Raw genomic sequence first — 20630 nt, forward strand, 5'->3', positions numbered from 1 at the left:
TCGGTCACCTCGTCGACGGCGTAGCCTGGCGGGGTGACCGAGTTCCGCTTCGAAGACCAGACGGATGCATCCCGCTACGCGCTGTACCTCGGCGACGACCTCGTGAGCGTCCTCGACTACCGCGACGACGGGCGCAGCGTCTCGATGACGCGGGCCTTCACCGTGCCCAGCTTCCGCGGCCACGGTTACGCGGGCGAGATCGTCGAGCGCGCCGTCAGCCTGCTCGAGCAGGCGGGCGACCGCCAGATCGTGCCGATGTGCTGGTACGTCGCCGACTGGTTCGCCGCTCATCCCGAGCGTGCGGGCATCCTTCAGCAGCGCGTCTGAGCGCCCTACCGTCGCGGTCAACGGGCGTCAATCCCCTGAGCGTGCTCTCGTCGGTTCCGGGATGCTGAGACCCGACGAAAGGGAGTGCGCCATGGACGATCGCGATCTGCCCGAGGGCGTGATCAACGCCGACCCGCCCGGCGGCTGGGAGGGCACCTCCGACGAGGAGGCCGCCGAGCAGAACGAGCGCGCCGAGGCGTCGCCGGAGCTGGTGGAGTCCGACGAGCCGTCGCAGGGCGCCGACCCCGACCTGGCGACGGGAGACGCCGAATGAGCACCGAATCGTTCCCCGAGGGCACGCAGGACGAGCCGGTCATGGACCAGCACATCGCGACGCGTCAGGACAAGGTCGACGGGATCATCGCCCAGACGCGTGTCGACGTGAGGGGCCTGCCGATCGAGCGCGTCATCGACGTGCTGCGTCAGCGCTTCGACGACGCCGCCATCGAGACCGACGACGAGGAACTCGCGCGCCTCGCGGAGCAGGTCAACGCCTGAGCCTCACGCGGCGGGCGTGCCCGGCGACTCGGCTGCGGTCTGCGCGACGCGACGATCGGCGCAATAGCGCTCGATGAGATCGAGGATCCCCTCGAGCCCCTGCACGAGCAGCGCATTCGAGAGGTCCGGATCGTCGATGGCGCGCGAGAGCTGCAGCGTGCCGATCATCGATGCGAACAGTCCCGCGGCGCGCACGCGTGCATCCTCCGAGGGGAGGAATGCGGCGACGTCGTCGATCATCGCGAGCATGCCCTCGGTGTAGTGGTGCCGCGTCCGTGCGTCGCTGTGGACGACATCCTCGAGCATCGCCGCGGAGGGGCAGCCGCCCTCGTGGTCTGCGCGATGCTCAGGCGACAGGTAGGCGCGGGCGAACTGCTCGAAGCGCTCGCGCGTGAAGGGCGTCCTGCCGTAGGCGTCTCGCTGTCGCTGCAGCTGGTCGCTGATCACTGCGCAGACGAGATCCGCCTTCGATTCGAAGTGGGCGTAGAACGCGCCATTGGTCAGCGACGCGTCGGACATCAGCGCGGATATCCCCGCCGCGTCGACACCTTCGCGTTTGAATCGGCGGCCGGCGCGATCGATGATGCGCTGCCGCGTGGCTTCCTTGTGGGCGCTGTTGTACCGGGCCATCAGATCTCCAGGATCGCACCTTCCGGGTGAAATCCGCATCGCGCGGACTCCGTGCCAGCATGATTAGATTACGATCGTAATCCAATCAACCGGCAGTGATCCAGAGGTGGAACGGAATGAACGAGCGAATCGATGCGGAGCGGCGTGTGGCAGTGGTCACCGGAGCGAGCGGAGGCATCGGGCAGGCGAGCGCACGCGCGCTCCGCGAAGCCGGCTTCATCGTGGTCGGTACCAGTCGCAACAGTGACTCGGACACGGCGGCCGACGGCGGGGGGCTCGCCCGCCTGGATGTCGCCGACGACAGGTCGGTCGAGACTCTCGTCGCCGACGTCATCGCACAGCACGGCCGAATCGACGTGCTGGTGAACAACGCGGGCGCGGGGCTGGCGGGCGCAGCGGAGGAGGCGTCGATCGCGCAGGTTCAGCAGACGATCGACATCAACCTGACAGGGGTCATCCGGATGACCAATGCGGTTCTGCCCCACATGCGTGACGCGGGCCGTGGACGCATCGTCAACGTCTCGTCCGTGCTCGGCGTCATCCCCGCTCCGTTCATGGCCCTGTACGCGGCGACGAAGTTCGCCGTCGAGGGATACTCGGAGTCCCTCGACCACGAGGTGCGCACACACGGCATCCGGGTCTCCCTCGTCGAGCCGGGCTACACCAAGACCGGGTTCGAGGCGAACACTCGTTGGGGTGACTCGCCGCTTCCCGCCTACGAACAGCAGCGCGCATCCGTGCGCAAGGTGCTCGCCGAGGCTATGCGCACCGCCGATGCGCCGGAGATCGTCGCCGAGGTCGTCCTGACAGCGGCGACGGTTCTCCACCCGAAGGTGCGCTACACCGCCGGCCGCACCGCGAAGGCCGCCAGCCTTCTGCGACGCGTGGCGCCCGCATCCTTCTTCGATGCACAGATCCGCAAGCTCAACGGGCTGACGGCGTAGGGCGAGGACACCTGAGTCTCACGCGGCGGGCGTGCCCGGCGACTCGGCCACGACGGTCGCGAGGTCGTCGCCGAACGTGTAGCTGCCGTACGCGGTGCCGCCGCGAAGCACCGCGGGCAGCCACCGGCGCGCGTCGTCCCACATCCGCTCGTAGGGCACCTCGTCGAGGCCGAACCAGGCCGGCACGATCTCTTCCGTCTCGACGGGCTCGGTCACCGGCGCTCGGTAGACGAAGACGTGCGAGCGCTGCGACCAGCTGTCACGGGAGGGGAAGCGGTAGACGAGCCGGCCCACCGGCTCCAGCAGGGCGGGATCGATCGCGAGTCCCGTCTCTTCGCGCACCTCGCGCACGGCCGCATCGACGATGCTCTCGCCGGGTTCTGCGTTGCCGCCGATGCCCACGACACGACCCAGGCCCATGCCGGTGCGCTTGTAGCCCAACAGCACCTGCGCATCCGACGCGTGCCCGCGCAGGATGTAGACGACGCAGACGTCGCGGATGGCCATGCCCGCCACCTTACGGCGGCAATGTTTCGGAACTGTGGCGAGCGTCCGACGCCGTGTCCGAGGCCGCCCGTACCGTGAATGCATGCGGATCCTGCACACCTCGGACTGGCACATCGGGCGCACCTTCCACGGGTACACCACGATCGACGCCCTGCGCGGTGTGCTGAGCGAGATGGTGTCGATCGTGCGCGAGGAGGCGATCGATCTCGTCATCGTGGCCGGCGACGTCTTCGACTCGGCCGCCCCTGCCCCCGAGTGCTACACCGTGCTGACCGATGCGCTGGTCGGACTGCGCGAAACCGGAGCGCAGGTTGTCGTCACGAGCGGCAACCACGACTCGGCCGCGCGCCTCGGCTTCCAGGCGCGGCTGCTGCGCGACGGGATCCACGTGCTCACCGATCCCGCCCGTCTGGCCGCGCCCATCACGGTCGACGACCGGCACGGCCCGGTGCACGTCTACGGCATCCCTTACCTCGCCCCGGCACAGGTGCGTCACCTGTGGCCGGAGGCCGAACTGCGCACCCAGGCGCAGACCCTGCAGCACGCGATGGACCTCGTTCGCGCCGACCGCGACGAGCGCGGCGGTCGCTCGGTCGTCGTCTCGCACTGCTTCGCCGCGGGGATCGAGGCGACGCCGGGGCTCGAACGCGAGATCCGACAGGGTTCTCTCGACGTCGTGCCGCTGGCGGTGTTCGACGGTCCCGACTACGTCGCGCTCGGCCACATCCACGGACGCCAGCAGCTCAGCGACCGCGTGCGCTATGCGGGCGCGCCGCTGCACTACGGCTTCGGTGAGAAGGGGCGCCGTCGCGGCGTCTGGATCGTCGATCTCGATGAGGCGGGGCTCGCGTCGGTCGCCTGGCGTGATGTGAGCGTTCCGCGCCGCCTCGAGGTGCTGCGCGCACCGCTGGACGACCTGCTGGCCGATCCGCGCTTCGCCGACGCCGAGTCGGCATGGGTGAGCGCGGAGTACACCGATGCGCTGCCGCAGCGCGACGTCATGCGCCGGCTGCAGCAGCGATTCCCGTTCTGCGCGAGCGTGGCGCACGTCCCCGACCGCGCCGATGCCGGGGTGGTGTCCAGCTACGTGCAGCGCGTCCGCCAGGCACGCAGCGACCGGGAGCTCATCGACGCCTTCCTCGGCCACGTCCGCGAGGGCGAAGCCGCGTCGCCCGCCGAGGCCGAGCTGCTGCGCGCGACGCTCGCCGAGAAGCAGGACGCCCTCGTCGAGGCCGGGGCGTGAGGCTCCACCGGCTCGAGCTCGCGGGTTTCGGTCCGTTCCGCGATCGGCAGGTCGTCGACTTCGACGCGTTCGCCGACGACGGCATCTTCCTCATCACCGGTCGCACGGGCGCCGGGAAGTCGAGTGTTCTCGACGGCGTCGCATTCGCCCTCTACGGCAACGTGCCGCGTTACGACGGCCCCGACAAGCGCCTGCGCAGCGATCACTGCGCGCCCGACGACCCCACTGAGGTGAGTCTCGAGTTCACGATCGGCGATGTGCGCTGGAAGGTCGTCCGCTCGCCCGACTATGCGCGCCCGAAGCTGCGCGGCGGTGGGATGACGACCGAGCCGGCGCGCGCCGAGCTGTTCGAACTCGTCGACGGCGTCTGGATCGGCCGCGCCTCGCGTCCGCGCGATGTCGGCGAGATCCTCGATCGGGTGCTGGGATTGAACCTGCAGCAGTTCCAGCAGGTCATCCTGCTGGCGCAGAACAAGTTCTCCCGCTTCCTGCTGGCCCGAAACGACGAACGTCAGGCGCTGCTGCGCACGCTGTTCGGCACCCGGCGCTATGAGGATTACGCCCGCGAGCTCGACGACCGGCGGCGCGAGACGCAGCAACGGCTGCGGGAGCGGGCAGTGCACGCCGATGCGCTGCTGGCCGAGGGCGAGCTGCTGATCGACGACGAGGCCGAGCCGCCCGCATCCGACGACCTCGCCGCGCGGCGCGAGGCGGTGCGCACCGCGACGGAGCGGGCACGCTACCGGGTCGAGACCGCGGAGATCGCGCGGGCGAACGCCCACGAGGCCTGGACCGCCGCCGCCGCCGACCTCACGCTCCGCGAGCGCCAGCGACAGGCCCAACGCGCCCGCGACGAGGCGGCTGCACGCCTCGCGGCCCTCGAGGCCGAGGCGGACAGCGTCGCCGACGCACGCGTCGAACGTGATCGCGCGGTCGCCGCCGAGGCGCTGCGCGGCGCCATCGAGCGCGCCGCGCGGACGGGTCTCGCCGCCCGCGCGGCCGAGACCGAGTCCGCGGCGGCCGATGAAGAATGGCTCGTCGCCGGTGAGGACCCGGCGGCGGATCTCGAGGCGACCGACGAGGAGTTGACGGGCGAGCTCGCCCGCGTGGATGCGGCGGCCGAGAGCGAGCGTCAGCTGCACGACCTGGATGCGGAGCTCGCGCTCGCGAACGGCGCCCTCGACGATGCGGGCGCGACGCTCCGACGCCTGACAGCCGAGACGACCGAAGCGCCGGCCCGCCGTGAGGCTCTTCTCGCCGCCCGGACCGAAGCCGCCGTCGATGCGGGCCGTATCCCCGAGGGGGAGAGCGCTGTGGAGGGCGCGCGGCTGCGGCGGGAGGCAGGGAGGCGGGCAGCGGATGCGGATGCGAGGCTCACCGCAGCCGAGGCCGCCTACACCGCAGCGCTCGACGCGTCGGCGGCGGCATCCGCGACGCTCGCACGTCTGATGCGTCGACGTGTCGCGGAGCGCGCGGGCGAACTCGCGGCTGCGCTGGTGCCCGGCGAGCCCTGTGCCGTGTGCGGTTCCACCGAGCATCCTCATCCCGCGCCGCGCGCGCACGACGCCGTCACGGACGACACGATCACCGACGCCGAGGCCGCCGTCGTGCGCGCCCGGGCGGAGGAGACGCGGGCCGCGGATGAAGCGCGCCGTCTGCGTGACGAGCTCACCGAGGCCCGCGCGGTCGCGGGGGGCGCCGGCGCCGAAGCGCTCGACCGGGCTCTCGCCGACGCCGAGGAGGCACTGCAGCGCGCACGCGACGCGCAGGCGCATCTCGGCGGTATCGAGCGCGACCTCGCGCGCATCGACGCGCAGCAGGCCGAGCTCGCTGCGGCGGTCGAGGGCGCGATCCGTGACGAACGGGAGACCGCGACGCGCGTCGCCGCGCTGTCGGCGCGCCGGGAGGAGATCGTGCAGACCGTCGAGCGTGCGCGCGAGGGGTTCGAGAGCGTCGCCGACCGCCGCGCCGCCCTCGTCGCGCGACGCGAGCGCGCGCGTCGCCGACGCAGCGCGCAGGCGGCGCTGATCATCGCCCAGCAGGCGGCGGATGCGGCGGTGACCGAGGTCACAGAGGCTGCCGAACAGGCGGGCTTCACGGATCCGCTCGACGCTGCCGACGCCCTGCGCTCGCGCACGGACATGGCGGCGCTCGTCGAACGGGTCGAGACGCACGAGCGCGATCTCGCGCTGGTGCGCGCACAACTGCTCGAACTGCAGCTCGAGCTGGCGGGTGTGCCGGAGGCGCCGGTCGAGCTCGACGAGGCGCGGCAGAAGGCCGAGGAGGCGGACCGGGCGCGCGGCCATGCGATCGCGGAGCTCAGCCGGGCACAGTCCACGGCGGATCGGCTGAGCGATCTCGTCGTGCGCATCGACGAGGCCTACGCGGCGGTGGCCGAGCTTGCCCAGGAGACGGCGGTTGTGACGCGGCTCGCCGACACCCTGCTCGGGCGCGCGCCGAACACGCGGCGCATGACGCTCGAGACGTTCGTGCTGGCGGCCGAGCTGGAGGAGATCGTCATCGCGGCCAACGGTCGCCTGGCCGAGATGTCGGCGGGGCGATACAGCCTTCACCACTCCGATGCGCTGGCCGCGCGTGGCGCCGCATCCGGACTCGGGATCGAGGTCATGGACGCCTTCACAGGCCAGCTGCGCCCGCCGCAGTCGCTGTCGGGCGGCGAGACGTTCCTCGCATCGCTGTCGCTCGCGCTGGGGCTGGCCGAGGTGGTCACCGCGCGCGCCGGCGGGATGCGGCTGGACACCCTTTTCATCGACGAGGGATTCGGCTCGCTCGACGCCGAGACTCTCGAGCTCGCGATGAGCGTCCTCGACGAGCTCCGCGCGGGAGGCCGCACGGTGGGGGTGATCAGCCACGTCGAGGCGATGAAGGACCAGTTGCCCGCCCAGCTGACGATCGAGGCGACGCCGCAGGGGCCGAGCATCATCCGGCAGCGATGACGACGATCGACGAATCCTCGTCAGACGCAAGCCGGGACCCCGCATCCGCACGCGCGCCTAAGGTGGAGGAGTGAGCAAGAACACCCTGTGGACGGTGCTGGCCGTCATCGCGTCGATCGTGATCGGCTGGTTCCTCGTCAACCTGCTGTTCTCGGTGATCGCCTTCGTCTTCAAGCTCGTCATCGTCGCCGCTGTCGCGCTCGTCGTCTTCCTCGTGCTGCGCTCGGCCCTCAGCCGCAGCGGGGACTGAGCGTGGCGGCCGACGGCGCATCCGAGGCGCACCCGGTCACGACCGACATCCCGCTGAGCTCCGCCGCACGTTGGCGGGCCTTCTGGGTGTGCGTCGCGGTCGCCGGTCTCACGATCCTCGACCTGTCGAAGGTCAATGTGGCTTTGCCGTCGATCGAGACGGCCTTCTCCGCAGGGGCGACCGAGCTGCAGCTCATCGTCTCCGGTTACGTCCTCACGTTCGGTCTGTTCCTCGTGCCGATGGGACGCATCGGCGACCAGCGCTCCCGTCGCGCCCTCTTCCTGATCGGGCTCACGCTGTTCACCGCCATGAGCGTGGTCTGCGCGATCGCGCCGAACTCCACCGTGCTCCTGATCGCCCGTCTGCTGCAGGGGGCGGCGGCCGGCATCCAGATGCCCCAGGTGCTCGGTCTCATCCAGCAGCTGTTCCAGGGCAAGGAGCGCGGCCGCGCCTTCGGCTTGTTCGGTGCCACGATCGGTGTGGCGACGGCGTTCGGGCCGACCCTCGGCGGGCTTCTCATCGCGGTGGGCGGTCCTCAGGACGGGTGGCGGTGGATCTTCTGGATGAATCTGCCGCTCGGACTGATCGCCATCCTGCTGGCAGCCCTCCTGCTGCCCGCCACACGCACCCGCTCGCACCGCAAGCTCGCCCTCGATCCGGTCGGCGTCATCCTGTTCGCCCTCACCGTGATCTCGCTCATGTGGCCGTTCCTGTTCACCACGGGTGCGCCGGGGGACGACCCGCGACGGTGGTGGCTGCTCGTGTTGTTCGTGCTGTTCGCGGCCGGGTTCGTGGCGTGGGAGCAGCGCTACACCCGAGTCGGCAAGCAGCCGCTCATCCCGCTGAAGCTCTTCCGGATCGGCTCGTACCGCAACGGCACGCTCCTGCAGACGACCTACTTCGCCGCGGTCCCGTCGATGTTCCTCATGACCACCCTCTACCTGCAGAGCGGTCTGCACATCGAACCCGTCTTCGCTGGCATGGTGACGATCGGCTTCGCGCTGGCCAGCGCCGTCTCCTCCTACATCGGAGGGTCGCTCGTCGTGCGGTTCGGCAGGCCCGTCGTGGTCGTGGGGCTCGGGTTGATGCTCGCCTGCGTCGCCGGCCTCGTCGCCACCGCGCTCTACGTCCCCGACTCCGTCACGCCGTTCGTCATGGCGGGCGCTATGCTCCTGGGCGGCATCGGCGGCGGCCTGGTGGTCTCGCCGAACCAGACCCTCACCCTCGCCGACATCCCCGTGCGCGAGGGCGGGCTCGCGGGCTCGGTCGGACAGCTCGGCCAGCGCATCGGCACCGCGGTGGGAACCGCGGTCGCGCTCGCTCTCTTCTACGCGACGGTCTATCGCGAAGACGGCCACGCGGCGGAGGATGCGGTCGTCTTCCACGACGCGTACGGCTTCGGGATGGTCACCGTCGCGCTGTTCCTCGCCGTCGCCTTCGTCATCGCCGTCGCCGACCTCGGCGCGAGACGTCGCTCCCAGAAGGTCGCCGACGCGGCATCCTGAGCCGGGGTCAAACTCCGTAGTCGGCGCGGATGCGCTCGCGCAGGATGTGGCTGCAAGCGGTGACGGCGGCATCCCAGTCGGTCATCGCATCGTCCTGGGCGTTGTCGGAGACCGCCTTGAGGACGCGGATGGGCACACCGAACTCGGCGGCCACCCAGAAGTACGCGTACGTCTCCATATCGACGAGGCCCGCGCCCAGCGACCGGATGAGCGTCACGGTCTCGGCGTCGTCGACGAACGAGTCGCCCGTCGCGATGACGACGCCCTCGCGGTCGTGGCCGACCCGCGCGGGAAGCGACAGATGCTGACCGACGACGCCGTCAGGGTCTGTCACGTCGTGCTGGATCGCACCGGCGATCTCGTGCAGGTCGCCCTGCAGCAGCGGATCGATGCAGCCGGCGGTGCCGACCACGACGATCTCCTCGTAGTCGGCGGCGCTGAGCGCACGTGTGAGGTTCACGGCGGCCGGCAGCTTGCCGGGGCCGGTGATGAGCCGATCGAAGCCCTCGAGCTCCGCGGGAAAGGCGACGACCTCGCTCTCGAGCGCGGCGACGAGCAGGCGCATCAGTTCCCGCCCCCGCTGACGATGCCGATGATCCCCGAGATGAGGAAGAAGACGCCGACGCCGGCGACGGCGATCCAGATGCCGATACGGGTGGCGGAGGGCTTGCCCTGGTCGTCGCTGGGGCCGGAACCGAAAAGACTCACCCTGCGAGCGTAGACGAGCCCGCGGTGATCGTGGTCGTCGCGGGCTCGACAGGCGTGCTCAGGAGGTGGGCTGCCAGGTGGAGAGGCGGTCCAACTCGGCGATCTGCTCACTGGTCAGCACCACGCCGACACTCGTCAGCAGATCGGGGACCTGCGACGCGCGAGAGGCGCTCGCGATGGGCGCCACGACGGTGGGTCGCTGGCGGAGCCAGGCGAGGGCCGTCGCCGCGATGGACGCGCCGTGCTCGCCGCCGATGCGCTCGAGCGCGTCGATGATCGCGAGGCCCTGGGGTGTCGCATACTTGGCGGCGCCCTCGGCGCGCGGGGAGCTCGCCCCTGCCGCATCCGCCGAACGGTACTTGCCCGTGAGGAACCCCGAGGCCAGGCCGTAATAGGGCACGAGCGCGAGGTCGAACTCCTCGGCGACGGGGATGATGTGCTCCTCGACGTCGTTACGGTGCACGAGGTTGTAGTGGGGCTGGACGGCGATCGGGAGCGGCCCGCCTGCGGCCTGCGCGAGCTCGATCCACTGACGGATGCGCTCGCCCGAGTAGTTGGAGACGGCCGTGTAGCGGACCAGGCCGTCGTTGACCAGGTCGGTGAAGGCGGCGACGGTCTCCTCGAGCGGCGTCTCGGGGTCGTCGAAGTGGGCGTAGTAGAGGTCGATCGTGTCGACGCCGAGCCGCTTCAGCGACGCCTGGGCGGCCGCACGGATGTTCTTCGCGGACAGACCGCGGAACTCCGGGTGCTGGCTCACCTTGGTGGCGATGACGAGGTTGCGGGGCTTGCGTGCGGCCAACCACTCGCCGATGAGCGTCTCGCTCTCTCCTCCTCTGTTGCCCGGCACCCACGCGCTGTAGGCGTCGGCGGTGTCGATGAAGTTGCCGCCGCCGTCGTGGAACGTGTCGAGGATCTCGAAGGAGGCGTCACGATCGGCCGTCCAGCCGAACACGTTGCCGCCGAGGGAGAGGCCGAAGACGTCGAGGTCGCTGCGTCCGATACGGGTCATGATGTCCTTTCGTCGCTGCCGCGCACGGTCAGTGTGCGCGCACTCCTTATGAACAAGACGGGGATGCCGCCGCCCATTCCCATTACTTCCGGGATCGACCGGTGGCCGCGCGGCGGGGCCGGGCTAGGGTCGAAGACAGGGCGCAGACGGTTGTGCCCGCGATCTCGGGAGGCAGCGATGGAATCGGTCGTTCTCGACACACCGGCGGGAATCGACGCTCGACTCGGGTGGGACCCCTCGGTCACCGCGCACGACCGCAAGCGTCTGCTGGCCCGGGCGATCATCGGTGCGCGACTCGGCGTCGACCCGGCAGCCGTGCGCATCGAACGCGAGGCGCCCACGACGTTCGGCCATCACACGCGCCTGATCGCCTCGCTCGACGGCGAGGAGCTCGATCTCGTCGTGACCGTCGCCGAGTACCGCGCGGCCAACGTCGTCGCGGTGAGCGAACCTGGCGTCCGCGTCGGGATCGACCTGCGCGACCTGCATCCCGACACGCACACCCGCGCGGTGATGCGGGCGCAGAGCCAGCTGTGGGAGGGAGCGACCGACCTGGATCTGCTCACGCACTGGAGTCGGGCTCAGGCGGTGCTCGCCGCCGACGGGCGCGGACCGCGGCTGTCGGCCACATCCGTCAAGCTCGACCAGGGCGGCCACCGCGGATGGGTGCGGGATCGGCCGACGAGCTACACGATCCAGGATCTCTCCCGGAACGCCTTCGTGATCACGCTCGCCTGGGCTCCCGAGGAGGACTGAGCATCCTCGGCCCGCTCAGTCCTCGAGCGCGGCATCCAACTCGCTGAGCCAGGCGGCGGCGTTCCCGTCGCTCGGCGCTCGCCAGTCCCCGCGCGGCGACAGCGATCCTGCGGGGGACACCTTCGGGCCGTTGGGGATCGCGGTGCGCTTGAACTGGGCGAACCCGAAATAGCGCCTGAGGAACACCCGCAGCCACTGCACGATCGTCTCGCGGTCGTAGACGTACCGCTCGTCGTCGGGGAATCCGGCCGGCCAGAGTCCCGCCTCCGCGTCCGCGAAGGCGACCTCCGCCAGGTACGCGATCTTCGACGGCCGCATCCCGAAACGCAGGACGTGGAACAGCGTGAAATCATGCAGCGCGTACGGGCCGATGGCGTCCTCCGTCGACTGCACCTTGCCGTCCTCGCCCGCGGGAACCAGCTCCGGGCTGATCTCGGTGCCCAGGACCGCCTGCAGGACGGCGGCCGTGCGCTCGTCGATCCCGACGCCGTCTGCGATCACCCAGCGGATGAGGTGCTGGATCAGCGTCTTGGGAACGCCGGCGTTGACGGCGTAGTGGCTCATCTGGTCGCCGACGCCGTACGTGGCCCAGCCGAGCGCCAGTTCGGACAGGTCCGAGGTTCCGATGACGACGCCGCCGTGACGGTTCGCGAGGCGGAACAGCAGATCGGTGCGGACCCCCGCCTGCACGTTCTCGAACGTGACGTCGTAGAGCGGCTCGCCCTCGGCGGCGGGGTGGCCGATGCCGCGCAGGATCTCGGTGGCGGCGGGGCGGATGTCGATCGTCTCGATCGTCGCGCCGATCGCCTCGGCGAGTTCGATCGCGTTGGACTTGGTGCCGTCGCCGGTCGCGAAACCGGGCATCGTGTAGGCGAGGATCTCGCTGCGCGGACGCCCCATCCGGTCCATCGCACGGGCGACGACCAGGAGCGCGTGGGTGGAATCGAGACCCCCCGAGACACCGATGACGGGGCGCGGGGATCCGATCGCCCGCATCCGCTGCTCGAGTCCGGAGACCTGGATGCTGAAGGCCTCGTAGCAGTCCTGCGCGAGGCGCGCGGGGTCGGCCGGCACGAAGGGGAACCGCGCGACCGGGCGGCGCAGGCCGGAGAGCTCGGCGGGCGGGTCCAGACGGAAGTGGATCGTGCGGAACGCGCCTACGCGGTCGGCGAGGGAACGCCGATTGTCGTCGAAGGTGCCCTGGCGCAGGCGGTCCTGGCGCAGGCGGTCCAGGTCGACGTCGGCGACGCTGCGGCGAGCCGCGTCCGGGAACCGATCGGTCTCGACGAGCAGCTGGCCGCCCTCATAGATCATGGTCTGGCCATCCCACGAGACGTCGTTCGTGGACTCGCCCTGGCCCGCCGCCGCATAGGCGTAGGCGGCGAGGCAGCGCAGCGACTGGGACTGCGAGAGCAGCTTCCGGTCGTCGGCTCGGGCGATCGTGATCGGGCTGCCGCTGAGGTTCAGGAGCACCGTCGCCCCGGCGAGCGCCGCCTCGGACGAGGGCGGGACGGGAACCCACATGTCCTCACAGACCTCGGCGTGAACGACGAGCCCGTCCACGTCCAACGCCTCGAACAGCAGGTCGGGTCCGAAGGGGGCGTAGAGGTCGCCGATGCGGATGTCGCCGCCGCGCTGGTCGTCGCCCGGTGCGTACCACCGGCGCTCGTAGAACTCCCGGTAGGTGGGGAGCATCGACTTCGGGGCGACCCCGAGGAGCTCACCGCGGTGGATGACGACCGCGCAGTTGTAGAGGCGGTTGCCGTGGCGCAACGGCGCGCCGACGACCAGCAGGGGCCGTAGGTCGACGGATGCGGTGACGATCCGCTCGATGGCCGCGGCCACCGCATCCAGCAGAGGTTCCTGCAGCACGAGGTCCTCGATCGCGTAGCCGCTGAGGCTCAGTTCGGGAAAGAGCGCGACGGCGACGCCGTCGTCGTGGCAGGCGCGCGCCTCGGCGAGCACGGCCTCCGCATTCGTCGCGGGATCGGCCACGCCGACCGGGATCGTGACGGCGGCGACGCGGGCGAAGCCGTGCCGGTAGGGGTTCGTGAAGGGCAGGTGCGTGCTCACGTGTCCAGTCTGGCACCCGTACGCGGGCGCAGAACGGGGTTGCGTCGCCGGGAGGCGCTGTCGGCGGCCGCAACTAGGGTCGATGAAGGAAAGGGAGCTGATGCGATACATCGAGCCTGCGGGGTCCGACAGCGGGCGCCTGGTGTGGAGCGCGAGCGACCTCAAGGCCGCCGCGGAGTGCGAGTTCGCGTGGCTGCGCCAGCTCGACGCGCGGCTGGGCCGCATCCCCGCGGTCGTCGAGCCCGAAGACGTCATGCTCGAGCGGGCGGCCAGGCTCGGCACGCGGCATGAGTTGGCCGTGCTGCAGCGCTATCGCGACGAGTTCGGCGACGCGGTCGTCGAGATCCCCGACACCCGCTCGGGCGATGAGGCGGCGATGTCGGATGCGGTCGCCGCGACCGTCGCCGCTCTCGCCGACCCGCGTGCTCACGTCGTCTACCAGGCGGCGTTCCGCACCGATGAGTTCGTGGGCTTCGCCGACTTCCTGGTGCGCGCAGACGACGGCGCGTGGATCGTGCAGGACACCAAACTGGCCCGCCACGCGCGCGTGACCGCCTTGATGCAGCTTGCGGCATATGTCGATCAGCTCGACGCGGCGAGGGTTCCCCGTGCCGACCGTGTGGAGCTGCTGCTGGGCGACGGCTCGGTCAGCACCCATCGGGTGCGCGATCTCCTGCCGGTGTACCGGCAGCGTCGCGCACGCCTGCGTGCGCTCATCGCCGACCGCGATCTGGCCGCCGGTGCCGCCGGCGAGCCGATCGTGTGGGCAGACGGCCGCGGAGCGCTGCGTGTCGTGGCGTGCGGGCGTTGCGCGACGTGCGTGACGGAGGTGGCCGCGCATCGCGACCTGCTGCTCGTCGCCGGTATGCGCCCCGTGCAGCGTGAGCGTCTGCGCTCCGCCGGCATCACGACGATCGATCAGCTGGCGGCGGCAGCGGGGGCGCCCGAGCGCATGAGCGACGACGTCTTCGCGTCGCTGCGGACGCAGGCCCGTCTCCAGCTGGAGAGTCCCGCGGGCGTGCCCGGACCCGACGGAACGGTGCCCGCCGACGCCGTGCCGCGCTACGAGGTCGTGCTGCCGCAGGCGCTCGCCGCCCTGCCACGACGCGACGCGGGCGATCTCTTCTTCGATTTCGAGGGAGACCCGCTGTACACCGAGGGGGCCGGCGACTGGGGGATCGACTATCTCTTCGGGTGGATCGACCCCGAGCAGCAGTACACGGCGCTGTGGGCGCACTCGTTCCCCGACGAGAAGGCGGCGCTCGAGACGTTCATCGACTTCGTCGATCTGCGTCGGCGCGCGCATCCGGGCATGCACATCTACCACTACGCGCCCTACGAGCCGACACACCTGCTGGCGATGGCCGCGCGTCACGGCACCCGCGAGGCAGAGGTCGACCGTCTGCTGCGCGACGGCGTCTTCGTCGACCTGTATCCGATCGTCCGCCGGGCGCTGCGGGTCGGGTCCCGGTCGTACTCCATCAAGAAGCTCGAGCCGCTGTACATGGGGGCCCAGCGCCGTACGAGCGATGTGCAGCGCGGCGACGACTCGATCGTGCGCTACGTCGAGGCGCGTGCGCTGCTCGAGGCGGGGCAGGGTGCCGAGGCTCAGCTCGTGCTCGATGATCTGGCCGAGTACAACCGCGATGACTGTGTCTCGACCCTCCGCCTGCGCGACTGGCTCGTCGACCGCGCGCGCGAGGCGCAGCTCTTCCCGTCCGCGGATCCCGTCGTCGGCGAGGACGTCTACGAGCCGTCGTTCCGTTCCGTCGCGCTCCAGCGCCGCGCGGCCGTCACCGACGACGAGGCGGACGCGGCGGCTCTGCGTCTCGGGGCTGCGGCGATCGACTACTACCCGCGTGAGGCGAAGACCTTCTGGGCCTCGCACTTCCTCCGGCTCCGCGAGCCGGTGTCGCTGTGGGAGGACACCCGCGACGTCGTCGTGCTCGACGGCGCGCGCACGCGTGTCGTCGACGACTGGCAGCCGGGTCAGGGGCGCCAGCGCGCCCTGCGACGCCGCCTCGAGCTTCGGGGGGAGCCCGCACCGGGCACGCGGCTGAGCGTCGGCACTCAGCCCTTCCTCGTGTATGCCACGCCGGCGCCGTTCGGCGAAGCATCCCCGCGATGGATCCACGCGGCGCGCGCGGTGCGCATCGTCGAGGCGCTCGATGACGGTGCCGTCGTAGAAGAGCTCGCCGCCGACGGCGAGACCTGGCCGGATCTGCCGATCGCCCTCGCGCCCGCAGCTCCGCCCGCGGCCGGCAACCAGCAGGCAGCGATCGACGCGTGGGCGGACGCGCTGATCGACGCCGATCCGCACTTCCCGCTCGACGCGGCCACCGACATCCTGCGTCGCGTCGCGCCGCGCACCACGACGGACGCTCTGACACCCTCTGCCGGCGACGACGTCGCGGCCATCGTCCGCAGCGTCGTCGACCTCGATGACAGCTATCTCGCCGTCCAGGGCCCTCCCGGCACGGGCAAGACCTACGTGGGCTCCCACGTGGTCGCGCGCCTCGTGGCCGAGCGTGGCTTCCGGGTGGGTGTCGTCGCGCAGTCGCACGCCGTCGTCGAGCACATGCTGGATCGGATCGTGGCTGCGGGCCTGGCGTCGACGCTCGTCGGCAAGGCGCTCAAAGACCCGAGCCAGGCGGATGCCGTGTCGTTCACCGTGTTCGAGAAGAACGCTCTCGCGGCGTTCACCGAGGACCGGCCCGGCGGTTTCGTCGTCGGTGGAACCGCGTGGGACTTCAGCCACGCCGGCCGCGTTCCCCGTCGCAGCCTCGATCTGCTCGTGATCGACGAAGCGGGACAGTTCTCTCTCGCATCGACGATCGCCGTGTCCCGGGCCGCTCGCCGCCTGCTGCTGCTGGGCGATCCCCAGCAGCTGCCGCAGGTCAGCCAGGGCACGCATCCCGAACCCGTCGACGAGTCGGCGCTGGGGTGGGTCATGGACGGCGCCGCGGTGCTGCCCCCATCCCACGGCTACTTCCTCTCACACACCTGGCGGATGCATCCCGCGCTCGCGAGCGCCGTGTCGGAGCTCTCCTACGACGGTGAACTCGCCTCCGCGCCCGTGACGGCCACTCGCCGGCTGGACGGCGTCCAGCCGGGCGTGCACCCGGTCCCGGTGGTGCACGCGGGCAACGCCGTCGCCTCACCCGAGGAGGCGGCGGAAGTGGTGTGCATCGTCCGCGACACGATCGGCCGCACGTGGACAAGCCGGGATGACGGCGAGGCGCTCGCACGGCCGCTCACCGCCGCGGACGTCATCGTCGTGACGCCCTACAACGGCCAGCAGGTCGAGGTGGAGAACGCGCTGGAGGCGGCGGGTCTCACCGGCATCCGGGTGGGCACGGTGGACAAGTTCCAGGGTCAGGAGGCAGTCGTCGCGATCGTGTCGCTGGCCGCGTCGTCGGGTCGCGAGGCTCCGCGCGGACTGGAGTTCCTGCTGCTGCAGAACCGGCTGAACGTGGCCGTCTCTCGCGCGCAGTTCGCCGCGTACGTCGTCTTCTCGCCCGACCTGCTCGACGACCTGCCGCGCACCCCCGAGGGGGTGGCGCGGCTGAGTGCGTTCGCGCGACTGGTCGGCGAGGACGAGCCGTCACCGGCCACGGCGACACGGATGCGAAGCGGTCACCCGGGAGAGGTATGATCGCCCGGGCCCGCTGAGCGGGCGGAGCGCGGGCACGTCCCGCGCGGAGATCTCACCCGAGAAGACCGAGAGGCGGTGATGGCCATGGCCGGCGATAGTTCGTGCGCCACGGCGCACACCGCCGCATCCCTCCGGTAGCGACGGGATCCGGTGGCCGCGCCCTGGCGAGAGCGCAACCACATCCCCTGGCGCCGTGTCGCGCCCGCAACATCGGAGAATCTCATGACCCTGATCGACAACGCCATCTACGTCCAGGGGCACCGCGTGGAGACCCCGCGCAGCCTCGACGAGACCTACGAACTGCTCGACGCCCACGACGGCTTCGCCTGGATCGGGATGTATCGGCCCGGCCCCGCCGAACTCGCCAGCGTCGCGGGTGAGTTCGGCCTGCACCCTCTGGCGGTCGAAGACGCGCTGCAGGGCCATCAGCGTTCCAAGGTGGAGCGGTACGGCGACACCCTGTTCGTCGTCCTGCGTCCCGCGCACTACGACGACGAGCTCGAGCACGTCGAGTTCGGCGAGCTGCACCTGTTCGTGGGCCCCCGTTTCGTGGTGACCATCCGCCACGCCGAGTCTCCGAACCTCGCGGCCGTCCGGCAGCGGCTCGAACGCCAGCCGGAGCTGCTGGAGCTGGGGCCGGAGGCCGTGCTCTACGCGATCCTCGACCGTGTCGTCGACGAGTACGAGCCGGTCGTAGCCGGTATCGAGAACGACATCGACGAGATCGAGGATCAGCTCTTCGGCGACAGCGACGACGATGCGCTCTCGCGCCGCATCTACGAGCTGTTCGGTGAGGTCATCAGCTTCGGGCGTGCGGTGCAGCCGATGTCGGGGATGCTGGAATGGCTGCGCCGCGGCTACGAGAAGTACGACGTCGACCTCGAAGTGCAGCGCAACCTTCGCGACGTGCTCGACCACGTCATCCGCATCGCGGATCGCATCGAGGGGTTCCGTGCGCTGCTGGACAAGGCGCTGACGGTGCACTCCGCGCTCGTCGCGCGCCGTCAGACCGAGGCGAGCCTCGCGCAGAACGACGAGATCAAGAAGATCTCGTCGTGGGCGGCGATCATCTTCGCGCCGGGGCTCATCGCGGGCATCTACGGGATGAACTTCGAGAACATGCCCGAACTTCACTGGGAATACGGCTACCCGCTCGCCGTCGGCGGCATGGGGGTGTTCGCCGTCGCCCTGTGGGTGATCTTCCGCAAGAAGAAGTGGCTCTGAGCTCTTCTCAGACCGTGCCGTAGAGGCGGTCGCCCGCGTCACCGAGGCCGGGCACGATGTAGCCCTTCTCGTTGAGGCGCTCATCGAGCGCACCGAGAACGAGGGTCACATCGCGGTCGCCGACGAGTTCCTCGATCTTCGCGACGCCCTCGGGTGCACCGAGGATGCAGATCGCGGTGACGTCCTGTGCTCCGCGGGCGAAGAGGAAGTCGATCGCCGCGCCCAGCGATCCGCCGGTGGCCAGCATCGGGTCGAGCACGAAGCACTGGCGGTCGCTGAGGTCGTCGGGCAGGCGCTCCGCGTAGGTGTACGGCTGCAGGGTCTCCTCGTTGCGCGCCATGCCGAGGAAGCCGATCTCGGCCGTGGGCAGGAGCTTCACCATGCCGTCGAGCATGCCGAGGCCCGCGCGCAGGATCGGCACGACCAGCGGGCGCGGCTCGGAGATCCGCACGCCCGTCGTCGAGGTCACCGGCGTCTCGATCTCGAGCTCCTCGACCCGGACGTTGCGCGTCGCCTCGTAGGCGAGGAGCGTCAGCAGCTCCTCCGTCAGCTGACGGAACACCGGGGAGGGGGTGTTCTTGTCGCGCAGCACCGTGAGCTTGTGCGTGATGAGCGGGTGGTCGGCGACGTGCAGGCGCATGGGTCCAGATTACGTCACGCGGATGCGGGCCGCGGAGCTAGTCTGGCCGGGTGAATCTGCCCACCCGACCCGCGGACGACGCTGCCATGGCGCGTGCGCTGGAGCTGGCGCGGCACGCCTCGGCGGACGGCGACGTCCCCGTCGGAGCGGTCGTGCTCGATGCCGAGGGGCGAACGATCGCCGAGGGGCGTAACGAGCGCGAGCTCACGGGGGACCCCACCGCCCACGCCGAAGTCGTCGCCCTGCGCCGGGCGGCAGCATCCACCGGGTCCTGGAACCTCAGCGGCTGCACGCTCGTGGTCACGCTCGAGCCCTGCGTCATGTGCGCGGGCGCGATCCTGCAGGCGCGCGTCGACCGCGTCGTCTTCGGCGCGTGGGACGACAAGGCGGGCGCTGCGGGATCCATGTACGACCTCCTGCGCGATCGCCGCCTGCCCTATCGCGTCGAGGTCATCGGCGGAGTCGCGGAGCGGGCCGCATCCGCGCAGCTCCAGGAGTTCTTCACAACCCGGCGCTGACGCGATCGCGCAGCGCGCTACGCTCGAGTGGCCTCGTCGCAGAGGCACGGGTACGGGGTTGTTACCGCAAGGGCAAGACCTGGAGACCGACGATACGCATCGTCGTGCTCCGGGTCTTTTTTGTTGTCACCCCGGCCTCCGTCATCACTGAAGAGAGGGAGACTCCATGACTGAGTACCGCACGTTCCTGCGTCGCGGCGTCGCGTTGACCGTCGTGGCACTGGCCGCGCTCGCCGCCGCCGGCTGCGCGGCCGACGCCCAGTCCGACGCCGTGCAGACCCCGTCGGCTGCCTGTTCGCCGGCGTGGGAGCCCGGCCGCACCGACGTCGACTACACGTTCGAGGGCGCTGAGCGCCACGTCTCGGTGTTCATGCCGGAGGGGGCGGACCCGTCCGCGGCGGTGTTCGCGCTGCACGGGTCGAACAACAACGTCGATCTGATCCTGGGCGTCAGCGAGCTGGAACAGACCGCGGACGAGGAGGGCTTCGTCCTCGTCGTGCCACAGGGGTCGGTGCCGGGCAACGCCGATGGCCTCTGGGCGTGGAACGTGCCGGGCGTGGTGACGACGGCCGAGGTAGGTGCGCCGACCGCGAGCGCCGACGACGTGAGCTTCCTCGCCGATCTGGTCGACCGGGTGAAGACGGAGGGATGCGTGGACGCCGTGTTCGCGACGGGCTACTCGGGCGGTGGTCGCATGATCTCGGCGATCGCATGCGAACGGCCGGGCCTGTTCGACGCGATCGCTCCCGTCGATGGGCTGCGCGCCGGAGTGCCGATGCCGCAGAGCGATGGCAGCTGGGTGCCGGATCCCGCGACGTGCGATCCCGCCGAGGGCACTCCGGTGCTGGGCTTCGCCGGCACTGCCGACCCCATCAACCCCTATGACGGCGGCGGTGCGGGCTATTGGCAGTACAGCGTGCCGACAGCTGTCGAACGGTGGGCTGCGATCGATGGATGTGGCGAGCCGAGAGTCGATTCACCCGCCGCGGGGGTGAGCGTCACGACCTACACCGAGTGCGTGGACGGGCCCGTGGTGTCGTATGTGGTCGATGGCATGGGACACACCTGGCCCGGTCGCGCGCTCGAGACGCAGGCGGGCTACGCGTCGGTGCTCGGTGCGACCACCGACCTCGTCGACGCGAACGCGATCATGTGGGACTTCTTCTCTGCGCAGCTGAGCTGAGCC

20 protein-coding genes are annotated in these 20630 nt (G+C 70.5%); 13 read left to right on the top strand and 7 right to left on the bottom strand.

The features are described from left to right. Positions 1-33: 33 nt before the first annotated feature. The 3 genes from QE374_RS12025 (at position 34) to QE374_RS12035 (ending at position 825) form a co-directional block, all read left to right on the top strand. A complete protein-coding gene (locus QE374_RS12025; RefSeq protein ID WP_234074575.1) occupies positions 34-327 on the top strand; it encodes a GNAT family N-acetyltransferase in 294 nt (97 codons plus the stop codon). Between the two features lie 91 nt (positions 328-418). Continuing rightward, a complete protein-coding gene (locus tag QE374_RS12030; RefSeq protein WP_309735165.1) occupies positions 419-601 on the top strand; it encodes a hypothetical protein in 183 nt (60 codons plus the stop codon). After that, positions 598-825 carry a hypothetical protein gene (locus QE374_RS12035; RefSeq protein WP_309735167.1) on the top strand — a complete coding sequence of 76 codons (228 nt, stop codon included), beginning with the start codon at positions 598-600 and terminating at the stop codon, positions 823-825. The genes QE374_RS12030 and QE374_RS12035 overlap by 4 nt, the downstream gene beginning before the upstream one ends. A gap of 3 nt (positions 826-828) precedes the next feature. Here the strand turns inward: QE374_RS12035 and QE374_RS12040 are convergent, their stop codons facing one another. Beyond that, positions 829-1455, bottom strand: a complete 627-nt coding sequence (locus QE374_RS12040; RefSeq protein WP_309735169.1) for a TetR family transcriptional regulator — start codon at positions 1453-1455, stop codon at positions 829-831. A gap of 116 nt (positions 1456-1571) precedes the next feature. Between QE374_RS12040 and QE374_RS12045 the strand changes: the two genes are divergently transcribed. After that, positions 1572-2399 (top strand): oxidoreductase, encoded by an 828-nt coding sequence (locus QE374_RS12045; protein ID WP_309735170.1) that lies wholly within the window; start codon positions 1572-1574, stop codon positions 2397-2399. A gap of 18 nt (positions 2400-2417) precedes the next feature. On the opposite strand, the gene QE374_RS12050 is transcribed toward QE374_RS12045, so the two are convergent. Then, positions 2418-2906 carry an 8-oxo-dGTP diphosphatase gene (locus QE374_RS12050; RefSeq protein ID WP_309735172.1) on the bottom strand — a complete coding sequence of 163 codons (489 nt, stop codon included), beginning with the start codon at positions 2904-2906 and terminating at the stop codon, positions 2418-2420. An 82-nt stretch (positions 2907-2988) separates the two neighbouring features. On the opposite strand from QE374_RS12050, the gene QE374_RS12055 reads away from it, so the two are divergent. The 4 genes from QE374_RS12055 to QE374_RS12070 all read left to right on the top strand — a co-directional run bounded on the left by QE374_RS12055 (position 2989) and on the right by QE374_RS12070 (position 8861). Next, complete coding sequence (locus tag QE374_RS12055) at positions 2989-4149, top strand: exonuclease SbcCD subunit D (protein WP_309735173.1); 1161 nt, start codon at positions 2989-2991, stop codon at positions 4147-4149. After that, positions 4146-7106 (top strand): SMC family ATPase, encoded by a 2961-nt coding sequence (locus QE374_RS12060; RefSeq protein WP_309735175.1) that lies wholly within the window; start codon positions 4146-4148, stop codon positions 7104-7106. Before QE374_RS12055 ends, QE374_RS12060 begins: the two co-directional genes overlap by 4 nt. Before the next feature lie 70 nt (positions 7107-7176). Further along, complete coding sequence (locus QE374_RS12065) at positions 7177-7356, top strand: hypothetical protein (RefSeq protein WP_243233624.1); 180 nt, start codon at positions 7177-7179, stop codon at positions 7354-7356. A 2-nt stretch (positions 7357-7358) separates the two neighbouring features. Further along, positions 7359-8861, top strand: coding sequence for an MFS transporter (locus tag QE374_RS12070; protein ID WP_396653333.1), 1503 nt, complete (start codon positions 7359-7361; stop codon positions 8859-8861). A 7-nt stretch (positions 8862-8868) separates the two neighbouring features. Here QE374_RS12070 and QE374_RS12075 read toward each other — a convergent pair whose 3' ends face one another. From QE374_RS12075 to QE374_RS12085, 3 genes are read right to left on the bottom strand one after another with little or no spacing between them, the layout of a single operon-like run. Further along, on the bottom strand, positions 8869-9426 hold the full coding sequence (locus QE374_RS12075; protein ID WP_309735178.1) for a nucleoside phosphorylase: 558 nt from the start codon (positions 9424-9426) through the stop codon (positions 8869-8871). Further along, positions 9426-9569, bottom strand: a complete 144-nt coding sequence (locus tag QE374_RS12080; protein WP_309735180.1) for a hypothetical protein — start codon at positions 9567-9569, stop codon at positions 9426-9428. The genes QE374_RS12075 and QE374_RS12080 overlap by 1 nt, the downstream gene beginning before the upstream one ends. Before the next feature lie 58 nt (positions 9570-9627). Continuing rightward, on the bottom strand, positions 9628-10578 hold the full coding sequence (locus QE374_RS12085) for an aldo/keto reductase (protein WP_309735181.1): 951 nt from the start codon (positions 10576-10578) through the stop codon (positions 9628-9630). A gap of 177 nt (positions 10579-10755) precedes the next feature. Between QE374_RS12085 and QE374_RS12090 the strand changes: the two genes are divergently transcribed. Then, positions 10756-11334, top strand: coding sequence for a hypothetical protein (locus QE374_RS12090; protein ID WP_309735182.1), 579 nt, complete (start codon positions 10756-10758; stop codon positions 11332-11334). A 15-nt stretch (positions 11335-11349) separates the two neighbouring features. On the opposite strand, the gene QE374_RS12095 is transcribed toward QE374_RS12090, so the two are convergent. Beyond that, complete coding sequence (locus QE374_RS12095) at positions 11350-13407, bottom strand: NAD(+) synthase (RefSeq protein ID WP_309735184.1); 2058 nt, start codon at positions 13405-13407, stop codon at positions 11350-11352. Positions 13408-13507: 100 nt separating this feature from the next. Here QE374_RS12095 and QE374_RS12100 point away from each other — a divergent pair, with 100 nt between their 5' ends. Continuing rightward, a complete protein-coding gene (locus tag QE374_RS12100) occupies positions 13508-17062 on the top strand; it encodes a TM0106 family RecB-like putative nuclease (protein WP_309735187.1) in 3555 nt (1184 codons plus the stop codon). A gap of 222 nt (positions 17063-17284) precedes the next feature. Continuing rightward, positions 17285-18286, top strand: a complete 1002-nt coding sequence (gene corA / locus QE374_RS12105) for a magnesium/cobalt transporter CorA (protein WP_309735189.1) — start codon at positions 17285-17287, stop codon at positions 18284-18286. A 7-nt stretch (positions 18287-18293) separates the two neighbouring features. On the opposite strand, the gene upp is transcribed toward corA, so the two are convergent. After that, a complete protein-coding gene (gene upp, locus QE374_RS12110; RefSeq protein WP_137417940.1) occupies positions 18294-18926 on the bottom strand; it encodes a uracil phosphoribosyltransferase in 633 nt (210 codons plus the stop codon). Between the two features lie 86 nt (positions 18927-19012). Here upp and tadA point away from each other — a divergent pair, with 86 nt between their 5' ends. After that, complete coding sequence (tadA, locus tag QE374_RS12115) at positions 19013-19444, top strand: tRNA adenosine(34) deaminase TadA (protein ID WP_309736692.1); 432 nt, start codon at positions 19013-19015, stop codon at positions 19442-19444. A 166-nt stretch (positions 19445-19610) separates the two neighbouring features. Continuing rightward, on the top strand, positions 19611-20627 hold the full coding sequence (locus tag QE374_RS12120; RefSeq protein WP_309735192.1) for a PHB depolymerase family esterase: 1017 nt from the start codon (positions 19611-19613) through the stop codon (positions 20625-20627). Positions 20628-20630 lie beyond the last annotated feature (3 nt).

Source organism: Microbacterium sp. SORGH_AS_0428, from assembly GCF_031453615.1.
Lineage (GTDB): Bacteria > Actinomycetota > Actinomycetes > Actinomycetales > Microbacteriaceae > Microbacterium.